We start from the raw sequence: 13694 nt of genomic DNA, 5'->3' as shown, positions 1-13694 counted from the left end.
GGCCACCGCCCTGATCGACGAGGTCAAGCTCGGCAACGAAGCGACGCAGCGCGTCCTCGAACATCTGCTGCTCACCAAGGAGAGCAAATCCCGCAAGGGCGCCGATCGCGGCTTCATCAGCTACGCCGAACTCGGCATCAACCAGCTCGGCGCGGTGTATGAGGGGCTGATGTCGTACACCGGGTTCTTCGCCGAGGAGGACCTGTACGAGGTCGCCAAGAATGGTGACCCGGAGAAAGGCTCCTGGGTGGTGCCAGTGAACCGAGCCGACCACCTCGCTGAATCCGACTTCGTGCGGGACGAAGACGCCGACACGCACGAGCTGAAGCCGGTGCTGCACCGCAAAGGCACCTTCGTCTTTCGGCTCGCCGGGCGGGAACGGCAACAGTCCGCCTCGTACTACACGCCCGAGGTGTTGACGAAATTCGTTGTGTCCCAGGCGCTCGAGGAACTGCTCGACCAGAACGACACCCGCACCTCCCCCGAGGAAATTCTCCAGCTCACCATCTGCGAGCCCGCGCTCGGTTCCGGCGCGTTCGCCATCGAAGCCGTCCGTCAGTTGGCCGCCGAATATCTCAAGCGCAAGCAGGAAGACCTCGGCGAACTCATAGAACCCGACCAATATCCGGTCGAGTTGCAGAAGGTGAAGGCGCATATCGCGCTGCACCAGGTGTACGGCGTCGACTTGAACGCCACCGCCGTCGAACTCGCCGAGATCTCGCTGTGGCTCGACACCATGGTTGCGGGTCTGCAAGCGCCTTGGTTCGGTTTGCATCTGCGGCGCGGCAACTCGCTCATCGGGGCTCGGCGCGCGGTGTACATGCCGAATGAGCTTGCGAAGAAGACGTGGCTCAAGACGGTTCCGAAGGACGTGCCGCTCGCCGAGGAGATCGGTCCTGGTATTCACCACTTCCTCCTGCCCGCCGAAGGGTGGGGTGCGGTGGTCGATACTGTTGAAGCGAAGACGTATGCGCCGGACAAGCGCGAAGAACTTCGGCTGTGGCGCAACGATATTCGCAAGACGCCGTCGAAGGAGATGGCCAAGCGTCTCGCCTCGCTTGCCCAGCGTGTGGAAACCCTCTGGGAGTTCACGCTGCGCCGACTCACCATCGCGGAGTCCGAAATCCGGCGCGACCTGCACCTGTGGGGCAACGAGCCTGCCGACCGCACCCCCGTTGTCACCCGCGAGCAGATCGAAGCGGTGCTGCACGACGAGAACGGCGCCTACCGCCGCCTGCGCCGAGTCATGGATGCCTGGTGCGCGCTTTGGTCTTGGCCGCTGACCATCGACACCCCGGCACCGGACTGGGATGAGTGGATCGGTGGGCTCGAAGCACTGCTCGGGATCACGCCGAAGGCAGGAAGGTTCGAGAAGTACGGACAGACCAGCATCGCCGGTGACCTGAGCTGGTTCGAGCTTGATATAGCCGAAGACACCGATCGTGCTTTCGCCCAGGTGAAGTCGATCGAAGCGGCGATCGAAGGGTTTCCGTGGCTGACCGTCGCGGTCAATATCGCTGACACGCAAGGCTTCCACCATTGGGAACTCGACTTCGCCCCGGTGTTCGCACGGGGAGGGTTCGATCTGCAGGTCGGTAATCCGCCGTGGGTAAGACCGGACTGGGACGAGGCAGGCGTGCTCGCCGAGTTCGATCCGTGGTGGCAATTGGCCTTCAAACCATCAGAACCGCTCAAGCGGGCCAAATCCTCCGAAATCCTGTCTCTCCCCGATTCCCGCGCCACCTTCCTCGGTGAACGCGCCGATCAAGCCGGCCAGAACCAGCATCTCGGATCGAGCATTGACCGACCTGCGTTGACCGGATTGCAGCCAGACATGTACCGATGCTTCATGGAGCGGACGTGGCGATCTTCAGCGCCGCGTGGGATCGTCTCGCTGATCCACCCGGAGAGCCACTTCACTGAAGCGCGGGCGAACGGTTTACGCCGTGTGTGCTATCGACGGTTGCGACGGCATTGGCAGTTCCGCAACGAAGCCCGTCTCTTCGAAGTCCACCATGCCAAAGAGTACGGCGTTCATGTTTATGGAAGTCCATCGACAGTTACCTTCAAACAGGCTGCATCGTTGTATCATCCGGACACCATCGAACGGTCTTTCCATCATGATGGAACAGGCGCCGCCCCGGGAGTCAAAGACCAGTCTGGCAATTGGGATCTCCGACCGCATGCCCAGCGCATCATCGAAGTCACCGAATCGGAACTCGCTGGATGGGCGGCCTTGATTGATGAACCCGGGACCCCCGCCGACGAAGCCCGCATGCTTTACCCAGTCAACCGCGCAAGCGCGGAGGTTCTGGAGAAAATCGCCGCCGCCCCGCGCCTGTCCGGCATCGGTTTCGAATGGACTGCTGGCTGGCACGAATCCGCAGACCGAAAACTCGGGTACTTCGAGTCCCGCTCCGACGTACCCACCCGCTGGGAGGACGTAATCCTCCAAGGTCCGCACCTCACCGTGGCCTGCCCAATCCACCAGCAGGGAAACCCCACGATGCGTAGCAACCAGGACTATTCGGTCATAGACCTGGACTCCATCCCGGAAACCTTTATCCCGAGAACGAACTATCAAGTAGCCCGGCCACCGTCGGAGTATACAGCGGCATATCCGCATTGGAACGGTAAGCCGAGCTCGAACTACTTCCGCCTGGCCTGGCGAGAGATGTGCGATGTCGCCACAGTACGCACTCTTCAGACGGCCCTGTTATCTCCGGGTCCGACCCACGTTCACGCAGTGCACTCTCTGTCGTTGAGTGATAATCACCAAAGTCTTGCAGTGCTGGCGGGTGTAAGCCATTCGCTCGTAGCAGATTTCATGATGAAGGTCATCGGCAATGCACATATCAAGGCGTCCATCTGGCTACAGCTTCCCTGCCCTGCCAATCATGTACTCGAGCCTCAACTGATCATTCGCACCCTCCGGCTCAACTGCCTGGTGCAGAAATATGCAACGCTGTGGGCTGAGCTGTACAGCGCACATTGGCATAACGATTCATGGGTTCCTGGTATCGGAGTCAGTTACAGCCGCCCCGCCGACCTCGGCGATATCCATCCCGATTGGACCTGGCACACCCCCCTCCGCCGCGCCGCCGACCGCCGTCAAGCCCTCATCGAAATCGACGCCATCGTCGCCATCATGCTCGACATCACCGCCGACGAACTCCTGACGATCTACCGCACCCAATTCCCCGTCCTCCAAAAATACGAATGCGAGGCCCTCTATGACGCCAACGGCCGCCAGCTGCCGACTAAACTCGCCTCCGAGTACCGCAAGAAAGGCCGCCTCAGCCCCTCCGAACTAACCGTCGACGGCGTCACCTACGTAGAACCTTTCGTCGGCGTCGACCGTGAGCGCGATATGGAACTGGCCCACAAGCACTTTTCAGCAATGATCAGCAGCCCCGCAACCGCTACCTAATCCAACACCCATACTAGCTACCACACGAAGGTAAGTTTGACCCGCCGGGCGACAGTGAGCCTTCAAACCGCGGTAAAGCGCAGCCAACATTCGTCGATCCGCTCGATCTGACGGTGAGCTCGTCAAGGGACTACATCGGAACCTGCTCACCTCCAGACACACGTACGTCAGAGAATCCGGCGGAGCCGACAGTCCTGGCCGCCACGATGGGGACCGATAGTCATGCCTCGACACAGGAGAAATAGATGGCGGGAAAGATCCGGGTACATGAGCTAGCGAAGGAGTTAGGAGTTCCAGCAGGTACGCTTCTGCGACGACTGCGCGAGCAGGGTGAATTCGTCAAGTCTGCATCGAGCACAATTGAGGCACCGCTGGCACGAAGGCTCCGGGATTCTACTGTGCGCGACGCCGGCATTAAGCCAGGTGTACGCCGACGAGCCGTTCCACCGCCCGCAGACTCACACGCTGTTCCGTCAATGTACGGATGGAACGCGAACCCAGTTAAGGAACCTACCGCGCCCGAAGTACTCGACGGGATTGCGAAACTTGGACGGCTCTTCCCAGAATCAATTGACCACCTCGACGCATTACGCCGACTGGGATCCCAAATGGTCCGCGCGTCGACAGACACCCGTCAGCTCAAGGACTGCGGCATCGCCCTTGTTAGGTTCAGTGGAGCCGTCGAAGCGGCATTCGGGCTCACGCGGGAAGTTCTGGTGATTTACACACCCTATCGAGACTTGCAGGTACGAACCTTCCAGAACGCGAAGGAAACCTTGCGGAAGATGCATCGGGAGGTGACTCCTGACCTGATATTCATGTGCGCGCCCGACCCACGGATTGGCGCGAAACTTGATGACTGGAGCGCTTCAGGATTTCTAGCTATTCCGTTGCGCTCGGACGAAGAGATGGATGCGATGTCGTTCATCACAAGAATTCGAGACTATGTATATAGCCGGGACTTGTTCTACGAGACGACACCCGTAAAAGGTGTACAGTTCTTCGGGCGGAAGACTCTCCTTCAGACCCTGCGAGACGACGTCAAGCATCAGCGCGTCGCTGGCATCTTTGGCCTTCGCAAGGCTGGTAAGACGAGCGTCCTGTATCAGCTTTCCGCAGATCTTGAGTCCACAAGTACCATACCTCTCCTATTGGATCTAGAGGCATTTCCCGCCCCGCCAGATGACGACCCCATTCCACACATAATAAAAGCCCTTTCGATCAAGCTAATTGACGAACTACAGTCCCGAAAGTTGCGGACCAGCGAAATTAGACGGTTGAACGATGGCGCCACCATCCCACAGTTCAAAACGATCCTCACGGCGGCTCTCAAGAGGTTGGAGCAAGAAGACTATGGACTGCTCCTACTCCTCGATGAGATCGAGTTTCTTACTCCGGCGGACCGAATCGATGTAGCCGAGGGGCCGATGCCTCAAATTGCACAGTTCCTGGGAGCGTTACGGAGTGTCGTGCAGGAGTGTGCAAACTTCACATTCATACTCTCCGGTCTGACCAGCGCAATTCTAGAGAACGGCCGACTGTACGGGCGACCTAATCCCCTCTTCTCGTGGGCGAAGTCCTACTATGTGGGGCCACTTACCCGCGATGACGCGGATCATCTCGCTACGACCATTGGCGCAAAGATGGGGATAGAGATCGAAAATTCTGCGTTGCGCTCCCTTTATGACGCATCCGGCGGGCACGCATTTCTTTATCGCAATCTTGCCTCGACAGTCGTCGAGAGACTCCCGATAGACGTATTTCGACGTCGTATAACGAATTCTGACGTCCTCTATGCGCTTACGCCATGGAAAGGTGAAATAAGTGGAAACATCGCTGAGATGATCGATCACGTAAAGCGCTACTACGACACAGAGGCACTCTTGCTGGACGCGCTCTCCGAAGACTACAACACTTTCTCAGAATTCGCACAAGAGTATCCGCAGGCATTGAGCCATCTCCTTAGTCTGGGATTAGTCCGACCAGTCGATAATCGGTACGAGATCAACACTTTACTGGAGTTGCTGTGACTGAAAATGAGCAAACCTATATCGCGCAGTGGATCGTCTCCTTACTTAAGTCCGCCAAGCGTCACAGCATCGTTTTCGTTCCACTGGGCGCCGGATTTGATGGGATCCGCGACACATGCGAGAAATGCGTGCCAGCAAACATGACTGCGGCAAAGTACTTGGATGGGGAGCTCGTCAACTATCCAGAATCGTCGACGGTGGCACTGCGCGATCTTGAGGTATTCTGCCAGGACAGGCCACTAAATTTGAGCTTGTTGCGGCAGAAGATTCACGAAGACTGTGACACTGGCCATAAATTCATCCTGTTTTCGCGACTTCCCAAGAGTAGGTATCCGGATGTTCCCGGAAGTTCGGTCCTTATCGACGCGAAGGCTGTTATTCCGCCACTAATCCCCGTACAAGTCAAGAATGGTCAATCAACCTTCGCCTTACCTGCTGATGACGGAACTGCGATAGACCTATCAGATGAACTGATAGTAACCATCCTGAGTGAGCTCGGAATGGATGCCGTGTCAGATGTAGACCACATTATATTCGAATCTATGGTTTCGCTTGACGAAGCAATCGCGAACCTGCGCCCACGAACTATTGAAGGATTGCTGGGCGCGGGCTTGGTGCGGGTGGCCGATGACGAGTACATGTGGACGTTCCCGCGTGCCCATGGCCTACTACGCCGCGCCCTGTCGGACAGTATCGCCCGATACAACACACCCCCGAGCAGCGTCACCGAAGCGTTCGGCCTTGTATGGAGCATCGAACGCGCCCTCAGGTGTGCGATGCGCGCTGCCGCAATCGAGAGCTGCCCAAACCAGACGTGGCAGACTCACGCATTGAACGGCGATCTCCCCGACGAAGTACTTAGGCGCGCCTCCGGTGACGCCTACCCAGCCGCCAAGAGCATTAAGGAAATCCGGGATCCACTGGAATGGCTCACTCTCGGAGAGCTCCTGAACCTTCGTCAATCCAGGCCGAAGGTCTATGGAAGTTTAGGTATCGAAGATCACGTGTGGCGGTCATTCACAGTCGAGGTGCCCGCCATTCGAAACAGGCTATCTCATATGAGGCTCCTGCAAGAAGGCGATCTTGGGCGCCTGAAGAAATGGCACACCACGCTCGCACGAAAGTTGAAGACGATCTAAATGTCGATGTCCTTTGAAGGCGGATCTGGCCCCTTTCTGTGATCGACCATGGCTCAATGCCACTTAATTTAGCTTGTGCCGCATAGTGTTTTGATCAGCGGTTTCGTTGGTGGCGGCGATTCGGGTGTGATGCAGCTGGGGTTGACCAGGCGGATGGTAGGTGGTCCGGTGTGTCGGGTTCCGTTGTCGCTGGGGCGTTTCACGCGGTAGCTGTTGTGGCGGCCGCGTTTGACCACGCGGGGGTAGCTGCGGTGGCGGCGGGGGTTGAGGTGGCGGCCGGCGGTAATCTCGGTGACGAGGTAGGCGCGGATGCGCCGCTGCTAATCAGGGGAAAAACCGTCCGGTTCGGCGATGCGTTCGCCGATGAGCCGGACGGTGCGGGTGAACCGTGGCCGAAGGGACCCAAACGGTGGAGGCATTGAACTATGCGACCTGCTCGGCCCAGACGGCGAATGATATGCCCAAGAAGGCCGCATCCACCGCACCCCTTAATCACCTTTTCGCACAGGGAGTAGTCGCGGTTGAGACGTTGAGCAGCGACATAACGATACGCAAAAATTTCATTGAGGTGATCTCAGCAAGATTTCATGCGAGCCTTCGGTGTTCGTAATGGGTGAGAGTGAGTGCGGCTTTGACAAGGGCTCCGATCTTTTCGGGGCTGGCGGTGATGTGGCGCAGAATGCGCCAGCGGCCGACGAGAACGGCGAACCCACGTTCACCGAGGGCGCGCAGCCCGCGTAGCAGCGCGTTGTAGGCACGGTTGTCGACGTGCAGTTCAGCGCCGTCGACAGGGTGTTTGATCGGGGTGTGCACGCCGATGCCGGCGCCGTCGTAACCGCCGTCGGCGAGCGTGGGCAGGTCCAGATGGGCCGCGGCCCAATACAACACACCCAGGACATGCTCACGAGCAGCGGTGATGTCGTGGACCGCGCCGGGTTCGACGTCGGACACCCACAGCGGGAACCCGTCCGACGCAGCCAGCATCTGGATCAGCCCACCGTGCTCACAGGCCTTGCCGGAGTACCACAGATCGATCGTTTTCCCCTTCACGCTGGTGGTTTTCTCCCCGCACCGATCGGCGGAAAAGATCTTGCCGTCGAGGATGAGATGTGCAAGCTCGTCGTGGCTGGCCTGTTGAACGGCTTCGTACAGGTCCGGGGCTCGCGCGGCGAGCACATCGATCCCTTCGTCGATGTAGCGGTAGGCAGTGGCGCGGGAAACACTGTGGTCACGACCCAACGCGGCCGGGTCGGTGCGATCGCGGAACCAGCGCAGCACCAGCACCGCCTGCCGGAAGGGGGTCAGGGCCCGCGTGCCCGTGCGGGTGCCGCGGCGGCGGCGCTCGCCGGCCAGCAGCCGGCTCACCTGCCAGGTGAGTTCGCGGGAGACGTCGAGCATGGCACGATAGGCAATCACGTGGAGTTCTGTGAGATGTTGATCTTGTGGTGAGAACTCGTTCTACCGGGACTCCGCGTCCGTTTTCGGCACCTCAATCGGCATGTCGCCCAAGATATTCCGCCAACTACCCAGGGCTCCGGCGTTGTCGGTCTGCAAGCCGGTGAGCTGCGGTAATTAGCTGTGCGACACGCCGTTTCGGATGCGAGGCGGACACGGGTGGCTCGAGGAGGATGAAGGTTCCTTAGGCCAGAATCTTCCCCGGAGTCGCCCGTGTCCGTCTGTTCAGTATCCCTTGTCGAGCCCGTTGTGGAGGTGTTGGATCGACGGCGCGTCGAACCGGAAACCCACACGGTCGCACCGTGTTTGCTGGAGGTGCTGAAGACGGTTCCCGACCCGCGTGATCCCCGTGGAATCCGGTACCCGTTGGTGGGGTTGCTGGCGATCATGATCCTGGCCACGGCGGCGGGGATGCAGTCGGTGGCCGGGTTCGCCACCTGGGTGCGTACCGCGCCACCGGAAGTGTTGGCAGAACTGGGCATCCGAGTGCGTCGCCCGAGCGAGAAGACGTTGCGAACCCTCATCGCCAGACTCGACGCCGCGGATCTGGATCGCCGGTTGGGTGACTATTTCGCCGCCGTGGCCGCTGCCGCGGACTCCGGCGGACTGATGGCGGTGGCCCTGGATGGCAAAACCGTGCGCGGGGCGCGCCTGGGCGGGGGCCGCGCACCGCACCTGGTGTCGATCTTCGCCCACCACGCGCGATTGGTCCTCGGCCAGCTGGCAGTCGCCGCGAAGTCCAACGAAATCCCCACGGTGCGAAAGCTTCTGAAGGCAATGAACCGGACCGGGCTCATCGCCACGATCGATGCGATGCACACGCAGGTCGCCACGGCGAAACTGATCTGCGGGCAGCTCAAGTCGCACTATTTGATGACGGTGAAGGCGAATCAGCCCAAGCTGTTGGCTCGCATTATCGCCCAGCCGTGGGCCGAGGTCCCCATCGCCCACCGTGACGCCGACGCCAAGCCATCGCACGGCAGGATCGAGACCCGCACCATGAAGGTGCTGAGCGTGCCGCGCGGGATCGGGTTTCCCTACGCCCGCCAGATCATGCAGATCACCCGCGAACGCGTCCAGGTCACCACCGGGAAACTGACGGTCGAGACCGTATACGCCATCTGCAGTGTCACCTTCGAGCAAGCCAAACCCCGACAGTTAGCCGAATGGTTGCGAAACCATTGGGGAATTGAGAATGCGATCCACTGGGTCCGTGATGTGACCTACGACGAAGACCGCAGCACCCTGCGGACCGGCACCGCTCCGCAAGTCGCCGCGACGCTCCGAAACACGGCGATAAGCCTTCACCGCATCGATGGTGCCGCCAACATCGCCGAGGCCTGCCGGACGACAGCCTTCTCACCGAACAGAGGCCTCCACCTGCTGACGAACACCCAAAACCCTTGGTCGCAGGCTAGTTAGGCGACAACGCCGGAGCCCTGGCCAACTACCCATCGCAAGCGGGCCCGACCAGGCTATACGGCCATTCCACTGCAAACCTTGCTGAGATCACCTCATTGATCAGCTAAAAACTCGATACCCCAACCATCGATTGATTCACGACTTCGGTAGTTTGAAGATAGTCTTCAGAATCCTACTCAAAGACGGCGTGGACCTCACCGTGGATTCCCTTTTTGCTTTCGCTCAAGTTTCTCTGATCAACTCAGCCCGCCGCTTGCGCGCAATGAATGCAGAGGTAGAAGTCGTATCGATTAAGCGATGATAATAATAGGCGCAGTAATTCTTCCTACACATTAAGCACCGCTTCCTTATCCCTCCCAGGCACGGTTCGCACCTGCCAGTCAGAACTCGTCCGAGCCAGCCTCAACTAACCACCCGCCAGCGTGCTCACCGACAGCAATGCGCCTGGAACACATTTCATCAATGATCGCGCAGGGTATCTGGAGCGACAGACTTGCGTCCGAGCACGGCCTGACCACCATTTCCATCGCTTACAGCCATATCAAAGGGCGCCGTGCACGGGGTTCGTGCCCGTCGGTCCGGGCGGGACCGATCGCGGTAGGGACCGTCCATACCGCGATCGCGACACCACCGACGGACTTTCGCGAAAAATATAGGCCGAACTCCTGCCATACGGCCGCATCACTATGAGCCTCTAGTCAAGTCACGGCATCGAGTCGATCGTCTTCACTTTTTAATGTCCGTGCGGAACGTAGTGGCTCCATGAGGTTGTCCGGTTGCCTGCGCGAATATCATCGATTCGTTGTCGTAATCGGTCGGCGTGCTCTGCTGAAGCCGTCGCTCGTCGCAGCGGGCCGGTTACCTGAACAAGATCGCGCATGTCTAGTAGCACTGGGTATCCAGACCACTGCGATAAGTCGTAGCCATACTCCTCGATGAAGTTCCGAACCCACGTCTCGTCGCGGCCGTAGCGTACCGCGGCGTGCCATGTCGGTATCAGGTCGACTTCTCGCGGTCCGATGCTGACCCAGTCCCAGTCTCCGAGTATCGATCGCACTGGATTTGTTCTGCTGTCCCACAGCAGATTTCCCGCCCAAGCATCGCCATGGATAAGCCCGACGCCCAACCGCCAGTCGAGTTCACTCAGTTCCTTGCGAATCTCGTCAATGCGCCGCAGCAACCATGACCGCTCTTCGTCGCCTATTGCGCCAGCAGTACTGTCCTCGAGCAGCGCCTCGTGCAGAGACTCGAGGGGTGTCCATCGTTGGAGTTCGACCTCCGGCGTAGGTAGGTCATGCAGCGAACGCAGCAGGTATCCCAGCTCTTTCGATGCCGGTCCGGGGATGTCGGACCGTTGCGGGTAGTACTGCCAAAAGCCGACCGTGTACGCGTTGACCCGCACCGGTTCCACGCCAGGCAACGGAGCCGTAGCACCGAATTTGTGCCGTGTGGTCAGCCACTGAGTTACCGCGTACGTCCGTCTCGGCCTGTCCGGGTCCGCCTCGTTAGTGCTCACCCGTCCAACGGCTGCGTGACGCGGCAGGACGTAAACAGCGTTGCTCGAATGGTGAATGAGTTCCGCGCCAATGGGATCGAGCCCGCAGACTTCGCACGCACGGGATAGTGCCGCATACTCTTCTGATGACATGCCAGCCCTACCCCACCAGTGCGACCGTTGTTTGAAATTCGTTCTCGACGTCTTGAACGACGGGCAGGTCAGCGTACGGTGCGAGGCGACGACGAACGACATTGATCGACTCGATTCCGCGAGCGCTGGTCAATCCCCGAGCGGCACGCATCGTGTCTTGGAGCACCTGACAGGCTTGCTCGATCTCGACACTGTGGCCCGCTGCGGTCTCGCCGGGTTCGGGCACGTAGGACGCCGCCAGGGTCGCCGCTACCAACACCTGCCGCCGCTCCATACCAACGGAGTCCGCCAGAACCAGCGGCGCGCGTTGTTGGACATCGACAGCACGCCGCCCATTGTGCGCCACGTACATGAACTCTGCCGACAATTGCTGCTCGGTGAAGAACCGAATCCAATCCGGCTCGTCATCCGGGCGTGCACGGTTCAATCGCCGCTCTGCCTCCAACATCGCTTGTGCGCAAGCGGTCGTGTCTCCCTTCAGAGCGTGCGCACGCGCCAGCAGTGCGTTGCACCTTGCGGTACTGCTCGGCGAACCCGACTGCTCGGCCGCGCGTACCGCAGCGGTGCCGAACCACAGCGCCTCCTTCGTACGGTTCAGGTAGTGCGCCTGCATCGACATGTCCGTGAGGATATGCGCCCCCAACGCGGCATTGCCGCTTGCCTTCGCAAGCCGCAGGGCCTGCCGAAAGTACTTCTGTCCCAGTCCTTGCCGAGCTGAATCGAAGCACATAAAGCCGCTCAAGTCGCACAGTCGCGCCGCGACCGCAAACAGCTCGGACGCGGTGCGACTGTCGTAAGAGCCACGCAGTGCCGGTCCGACTACGTCATCAAGAAACCGCGCCAGAGTTGCACGCGCGTAGCCGCCGCCGAGATGGTGATCCGCATTAGAGAACACGTCGCACATCGACCACATAACCTCGATATCGGCGGTGCCAACACGCCGATGGTTCTCGCCTGTGGCGAAGACCGGAACGGTCTCGTCCAACCATTCGCGCACCGGATCGAACACATCGCAGCCGACCCACGGCGCGTTAGGCTCGTCCGCTACCAGAGGAACGGGTGAATTCTCTTGTAGCGCTCGCGAATTCATGTCTACCCACATGCGTTCGAGAACGCCACCGGTCGCTAGCGCTTCGTCCATCCGCTCTGCGAAATCTCGTCCCGGACGTCGTTGAGCCTTCTCTACCTTGCCGATGAGCGAACCACTGTCGTGACTGATAGCGCCGAGCTGATTCAGCGACATCTTCCGCAACAGTCGCCAGTGCCGCAGTTCCGCGCCGAAGAACTGCTGCGCCGACTCCATAGCGGCCAGCTCACGCGGTTGTTGGGCCATCGTTTCATCCTCTGTGACCTGGTCGTTTGGGACCGGTTCCGGTACAGCCTCGGATGCGGACAGATTTTCTGTCCGCGTCAAACATATACCGACCTCCGTGCGCCAGGTCACAGACTGAACCTGCGTCCGACGTCGGGCCGATGCCGACTCCTATCTCGGCACATCGACCGGCAGTGCCGCTGGTGGGTGGCGCAAGCCCCCGGCGTCGGGCGCAATCCGAAAATCGCAGGGAGGCAACGCTTATGACTGGGAACGACGAGAAATGCGCCGCGAACGCGACGCCGCTTCACATCAGCCTTTCCGAGGTTCGCCAAGGGCCGGAAAGCGTTGCAGCAGAGTTAAAAAGCGAGATTACAACCGAACAGCCAGGGTGCAGGGGTGATGCCCTACAGGGCAAAGCGGATGCCACGGTGGAGGAGTTGGCACGGCTGGCTTCCGCATTGGAGGCCATGCCAGACGCCAGCCAGCAGTCGGACGAGCTTCCGTGTCAATGGTTGCGTTACGGCGACGCCACCTGGACGCCGGTCTATCCAGACGGTTCGACGGGCCATCGGTTCACCTGGACTCAGATGATGGCCGCCCGTGGCGAGCGCATCGGCGACGTTATCGAGTCCCTAATTGACGTTGGACTCATCCATGAGGTCCAGGAGGCCGGGATTGACGTGTTCGACCACGGCAGGGGATGACGATGGGGTTCAACTGGTGGCGAGAAGCTGAGGCAAACGAAGAGTCACCCCAAGCGATCATCGACCGCGTACAGGCCGAGTGGCGCGCCGAACGTCGACGCGAGCGGGTGAGAGCCGAGCAGCCCGATGCCAGGCTGTGGCCTGCCGGGTGGCCGCACGAGGCTCCTGAGCACCTGCTGAGCGTGCCCGAAGCGCACCAGACGATGCAGCGTCACAGGCAGTGCCGCGCCGATCAGTGCCCGCGCAAGGCAGCAGCTCGGCAAGTGCTGATCGATGCCGGACGGATGAAGCCGGACACCTCACGGGAGCCCCAATGAGGTTCGTAGCCGCAAGCGCACTCGTAGCCGCGAGCGACGGCACTGCCGAACTACACGATCGCCCTACGAAAGCCTCGCCCTCATACCCTGGCCGCACTCGTGTCGACCGGCCACAATCCCAGACCAGAACCCAGCGGTCCGCAATGATTGGTACATCGAATTCCTTTGCCCACCAATATAAATCGGAATTTACCTATCTCGACGTGGCCGCCAACGGCCACGGCCACGGCCACG

Annotated in this window: 11 protein-coding genes; 8 read left to right on the top strand and 3 right to left on the bottom strand. The window is 60.1% G+C overall.

Annotated elements, in window-relative coordinates; translation table 11 throughout:
* Positions 1-154 precede the first annotated feature (154 nt).
* The 4 genes from ACV7NQ_RS25115 (at position 155) to ACV7NQ_RS25100 (ending at position 7209) form a co-directional block, all read left to right on the top strand.
* The gene (locus ACV7NQ_RS25115) at positions 155-3430 is read left to right on the top strand and encodes an Eco57I restriction-modification methylase domain-containing protein (protein ID WP_463361884.1); all 3276 of its coding nucleotides are present in this window, start codon (positions 155-157) and stop codon (positions 3428-3430) included.
* A gap of 245 nt (positions 3431-3675) precedes the next feature.
* Positions 3676-5460, top strand: coding sequence for a translation initiation factor IF-2 N-terminal domain-containing protein (locus tag ACV7NQ_RS25110; RefSeq protein ID WP_463361883.1), 1785 nt, complete (start codon positions 3676-3678; stop codon positions 5458-5460).
* Complete coding sequence (locus ACV7NQ_RS25105; protein WP_463361882.1) at positions 5457-6599, top strand: hypothetical protein; 1143 nt, start codon at positions 5457-5459, stop codon at positions 6597-6599. Before ACV7NQ_RS25110 ends, ACV7NQ_RS25105 begins: the two co-directional genes overlap by 4 nt.
* 457 nt (positions 6600-7056) lie before the next feature.
* Positions 7057-7209, top strand: coding sequence for a DUF6119 family protein (locus ACV7NQ_RS25100; protein ID WP_463365810.1), 153 nt, complete (start codon positions 7057-7059; stop codon positions 7207-7209).
* Here ACV7NQ_RS25100 and ACV7NQ_RS25095 read toward each other — a convergent pair.
* Positions 7185-8015 carry a transposase family protein gene (locus tag ACV7NQ_RS25095; RefSeq protein ID WP_463361881.1) on the bottom strand — a complete coding sequence of 277 codons (831 nt, stop codon included), beginning with the start codon at positions 8013-8015 and terminating at the stop codon, positions 7185-7187. The genes ACV7NQ_RS25100 and ACV7NQ_RS25095 overlap by 25 nt on opposite strands.
* Positions 8016-8267: 252 nt before the next feature.
* Between ACV7NQ_RS25095 and ACV7NQ_RS25090 the strand changes: the two genes are divergently transcribed.
* The gene (locus tag ACV7NQ_RS25090) at positions 8268-9476 is read left to right on the top strand and encodes an ISAs1 family transposase (protein ID WP_463358437.1); all 1209 of its coding nucleotides are present in this window, start codon (positions 8268-8270) and stop codon (positions 9474-9476) included.
* A gap of 94 nt (positions 9477-9570) precedes the next feature.
* Positions 9571-9777, top strand: coding sequence for a TIGR04141 family sporadically distributed protein (locus tag ACV7NQ_RS25085; protein WP_463365809.1), 207 nt, complete (start codon positions 9571-9573; stop codon positions 9775-9777).
* A 432-nt stretch (positions 9778-10209) separates the two neighbouring features.
* On the opposite strand, the gene ACV7NQ_RS25080 is transcribed toward ACV7NQ_RS25085, so the two are convergent.
* Positions 10210-10878 (bottom strand): phosphotransferase family protein, encoded by a 669-nt coding sequence (locus tag ACV7NQ_RS25080; RefSeq protein WP_463361880.1) that lies wholly within the window; start codon positions 10876-10878, stop codon positions 10210-10212.
* A gap of 253 nt (positions 10879-11131) precedes the next feature.
* Positions 11132-12457, bottom strand: coding sequence for a helix-turn-helix domain-containing protein (locus ACV7NQ_RS25075; protein ID WP_463361879.1), 1326 nt, complete (start codon positions 12455-12457; stop codon positions 11132-11134).
* Between the two features lie 242 nt (positions 12458-12699).
* Here ACV7NQ_RS25075 and ACV7NQ_RS25070 point away from each other — a divergent pair, with 242 nt between their 5' ends.
* Together ACV7NQ_RS25070 and ACV7NQ_RS25065 are read left to right on the top strand one after the other, a co-directional pair.
* Positions 12700-13143 carry a hypothetical protein gene (locus ACV7NQ_RS25070; RefSeq protein ID WP_463361878.1) on the top strand — a complete coding sequence of 148 codons (444 nt, stop codon included), beginning with the start codon at positions 12700-12702 and terminating at the stop codon, positions 13141-13143.
* Positions 13144-13145: 2 nt separating this feature from the next.
* Complete coding sequence (locus tag ACV7NQ_RS25065; protein ID WP_463361877.1) at positions 13146-13460, top strand: hypothetical protein; 315 nt, start codon at positions 13146-13148, stop codon at positions 13458-13460.
* The last annotated feature ends 234 nt before the right edge of the window (positions 13461-13694 follow it).

This window comes from Nocardia sp. Tas62D01 (assembly GCF_055232035.1).
Note: the sequence above shows the minus strand (reverse complement) of the source record. Positions and strands in the feature narration are given on the sequence as shown.

Coding starts and splice junctions, on each gene's coding strand:
- ACV7NQ_RS25070 (WP_463361878.1), top strand. CDS start 12,700: ATGACTGGGAACGACGAGAAATGCGCCGCGAACGCGACGCCGCTTCAC.
- ACV7NQ_RS25075 (WP_463361879.1), bottom strand. CDS start 12,457: ATGGCCCAACAACCGCGTGAGCTGGCCGCTATGGAGTCGGCGCAGCAG.
- ACV7NQ_RS25110 (WP_463361883.1), top strand. CDS start 3,676: ATGGCGGGAAAGATCCGGGTACATGAGCTAGCGAAGGAGTTAGGAGTT.
- ACV7NQ_RS25100 (WP_463365810.1), top strand. CDS start 7,057: ATGCCCAAGAAGGCCGCATCCACCGCACCCCTTAATCACCTTTTCGCA.
- ACV7NQ_RS25065 (WP_463361877.1), top strand. CDS start 13,146: ATGGGGTTCAACTGGTGGCGAGAAGCTGAGGCAAACGAAGAGTCACCC.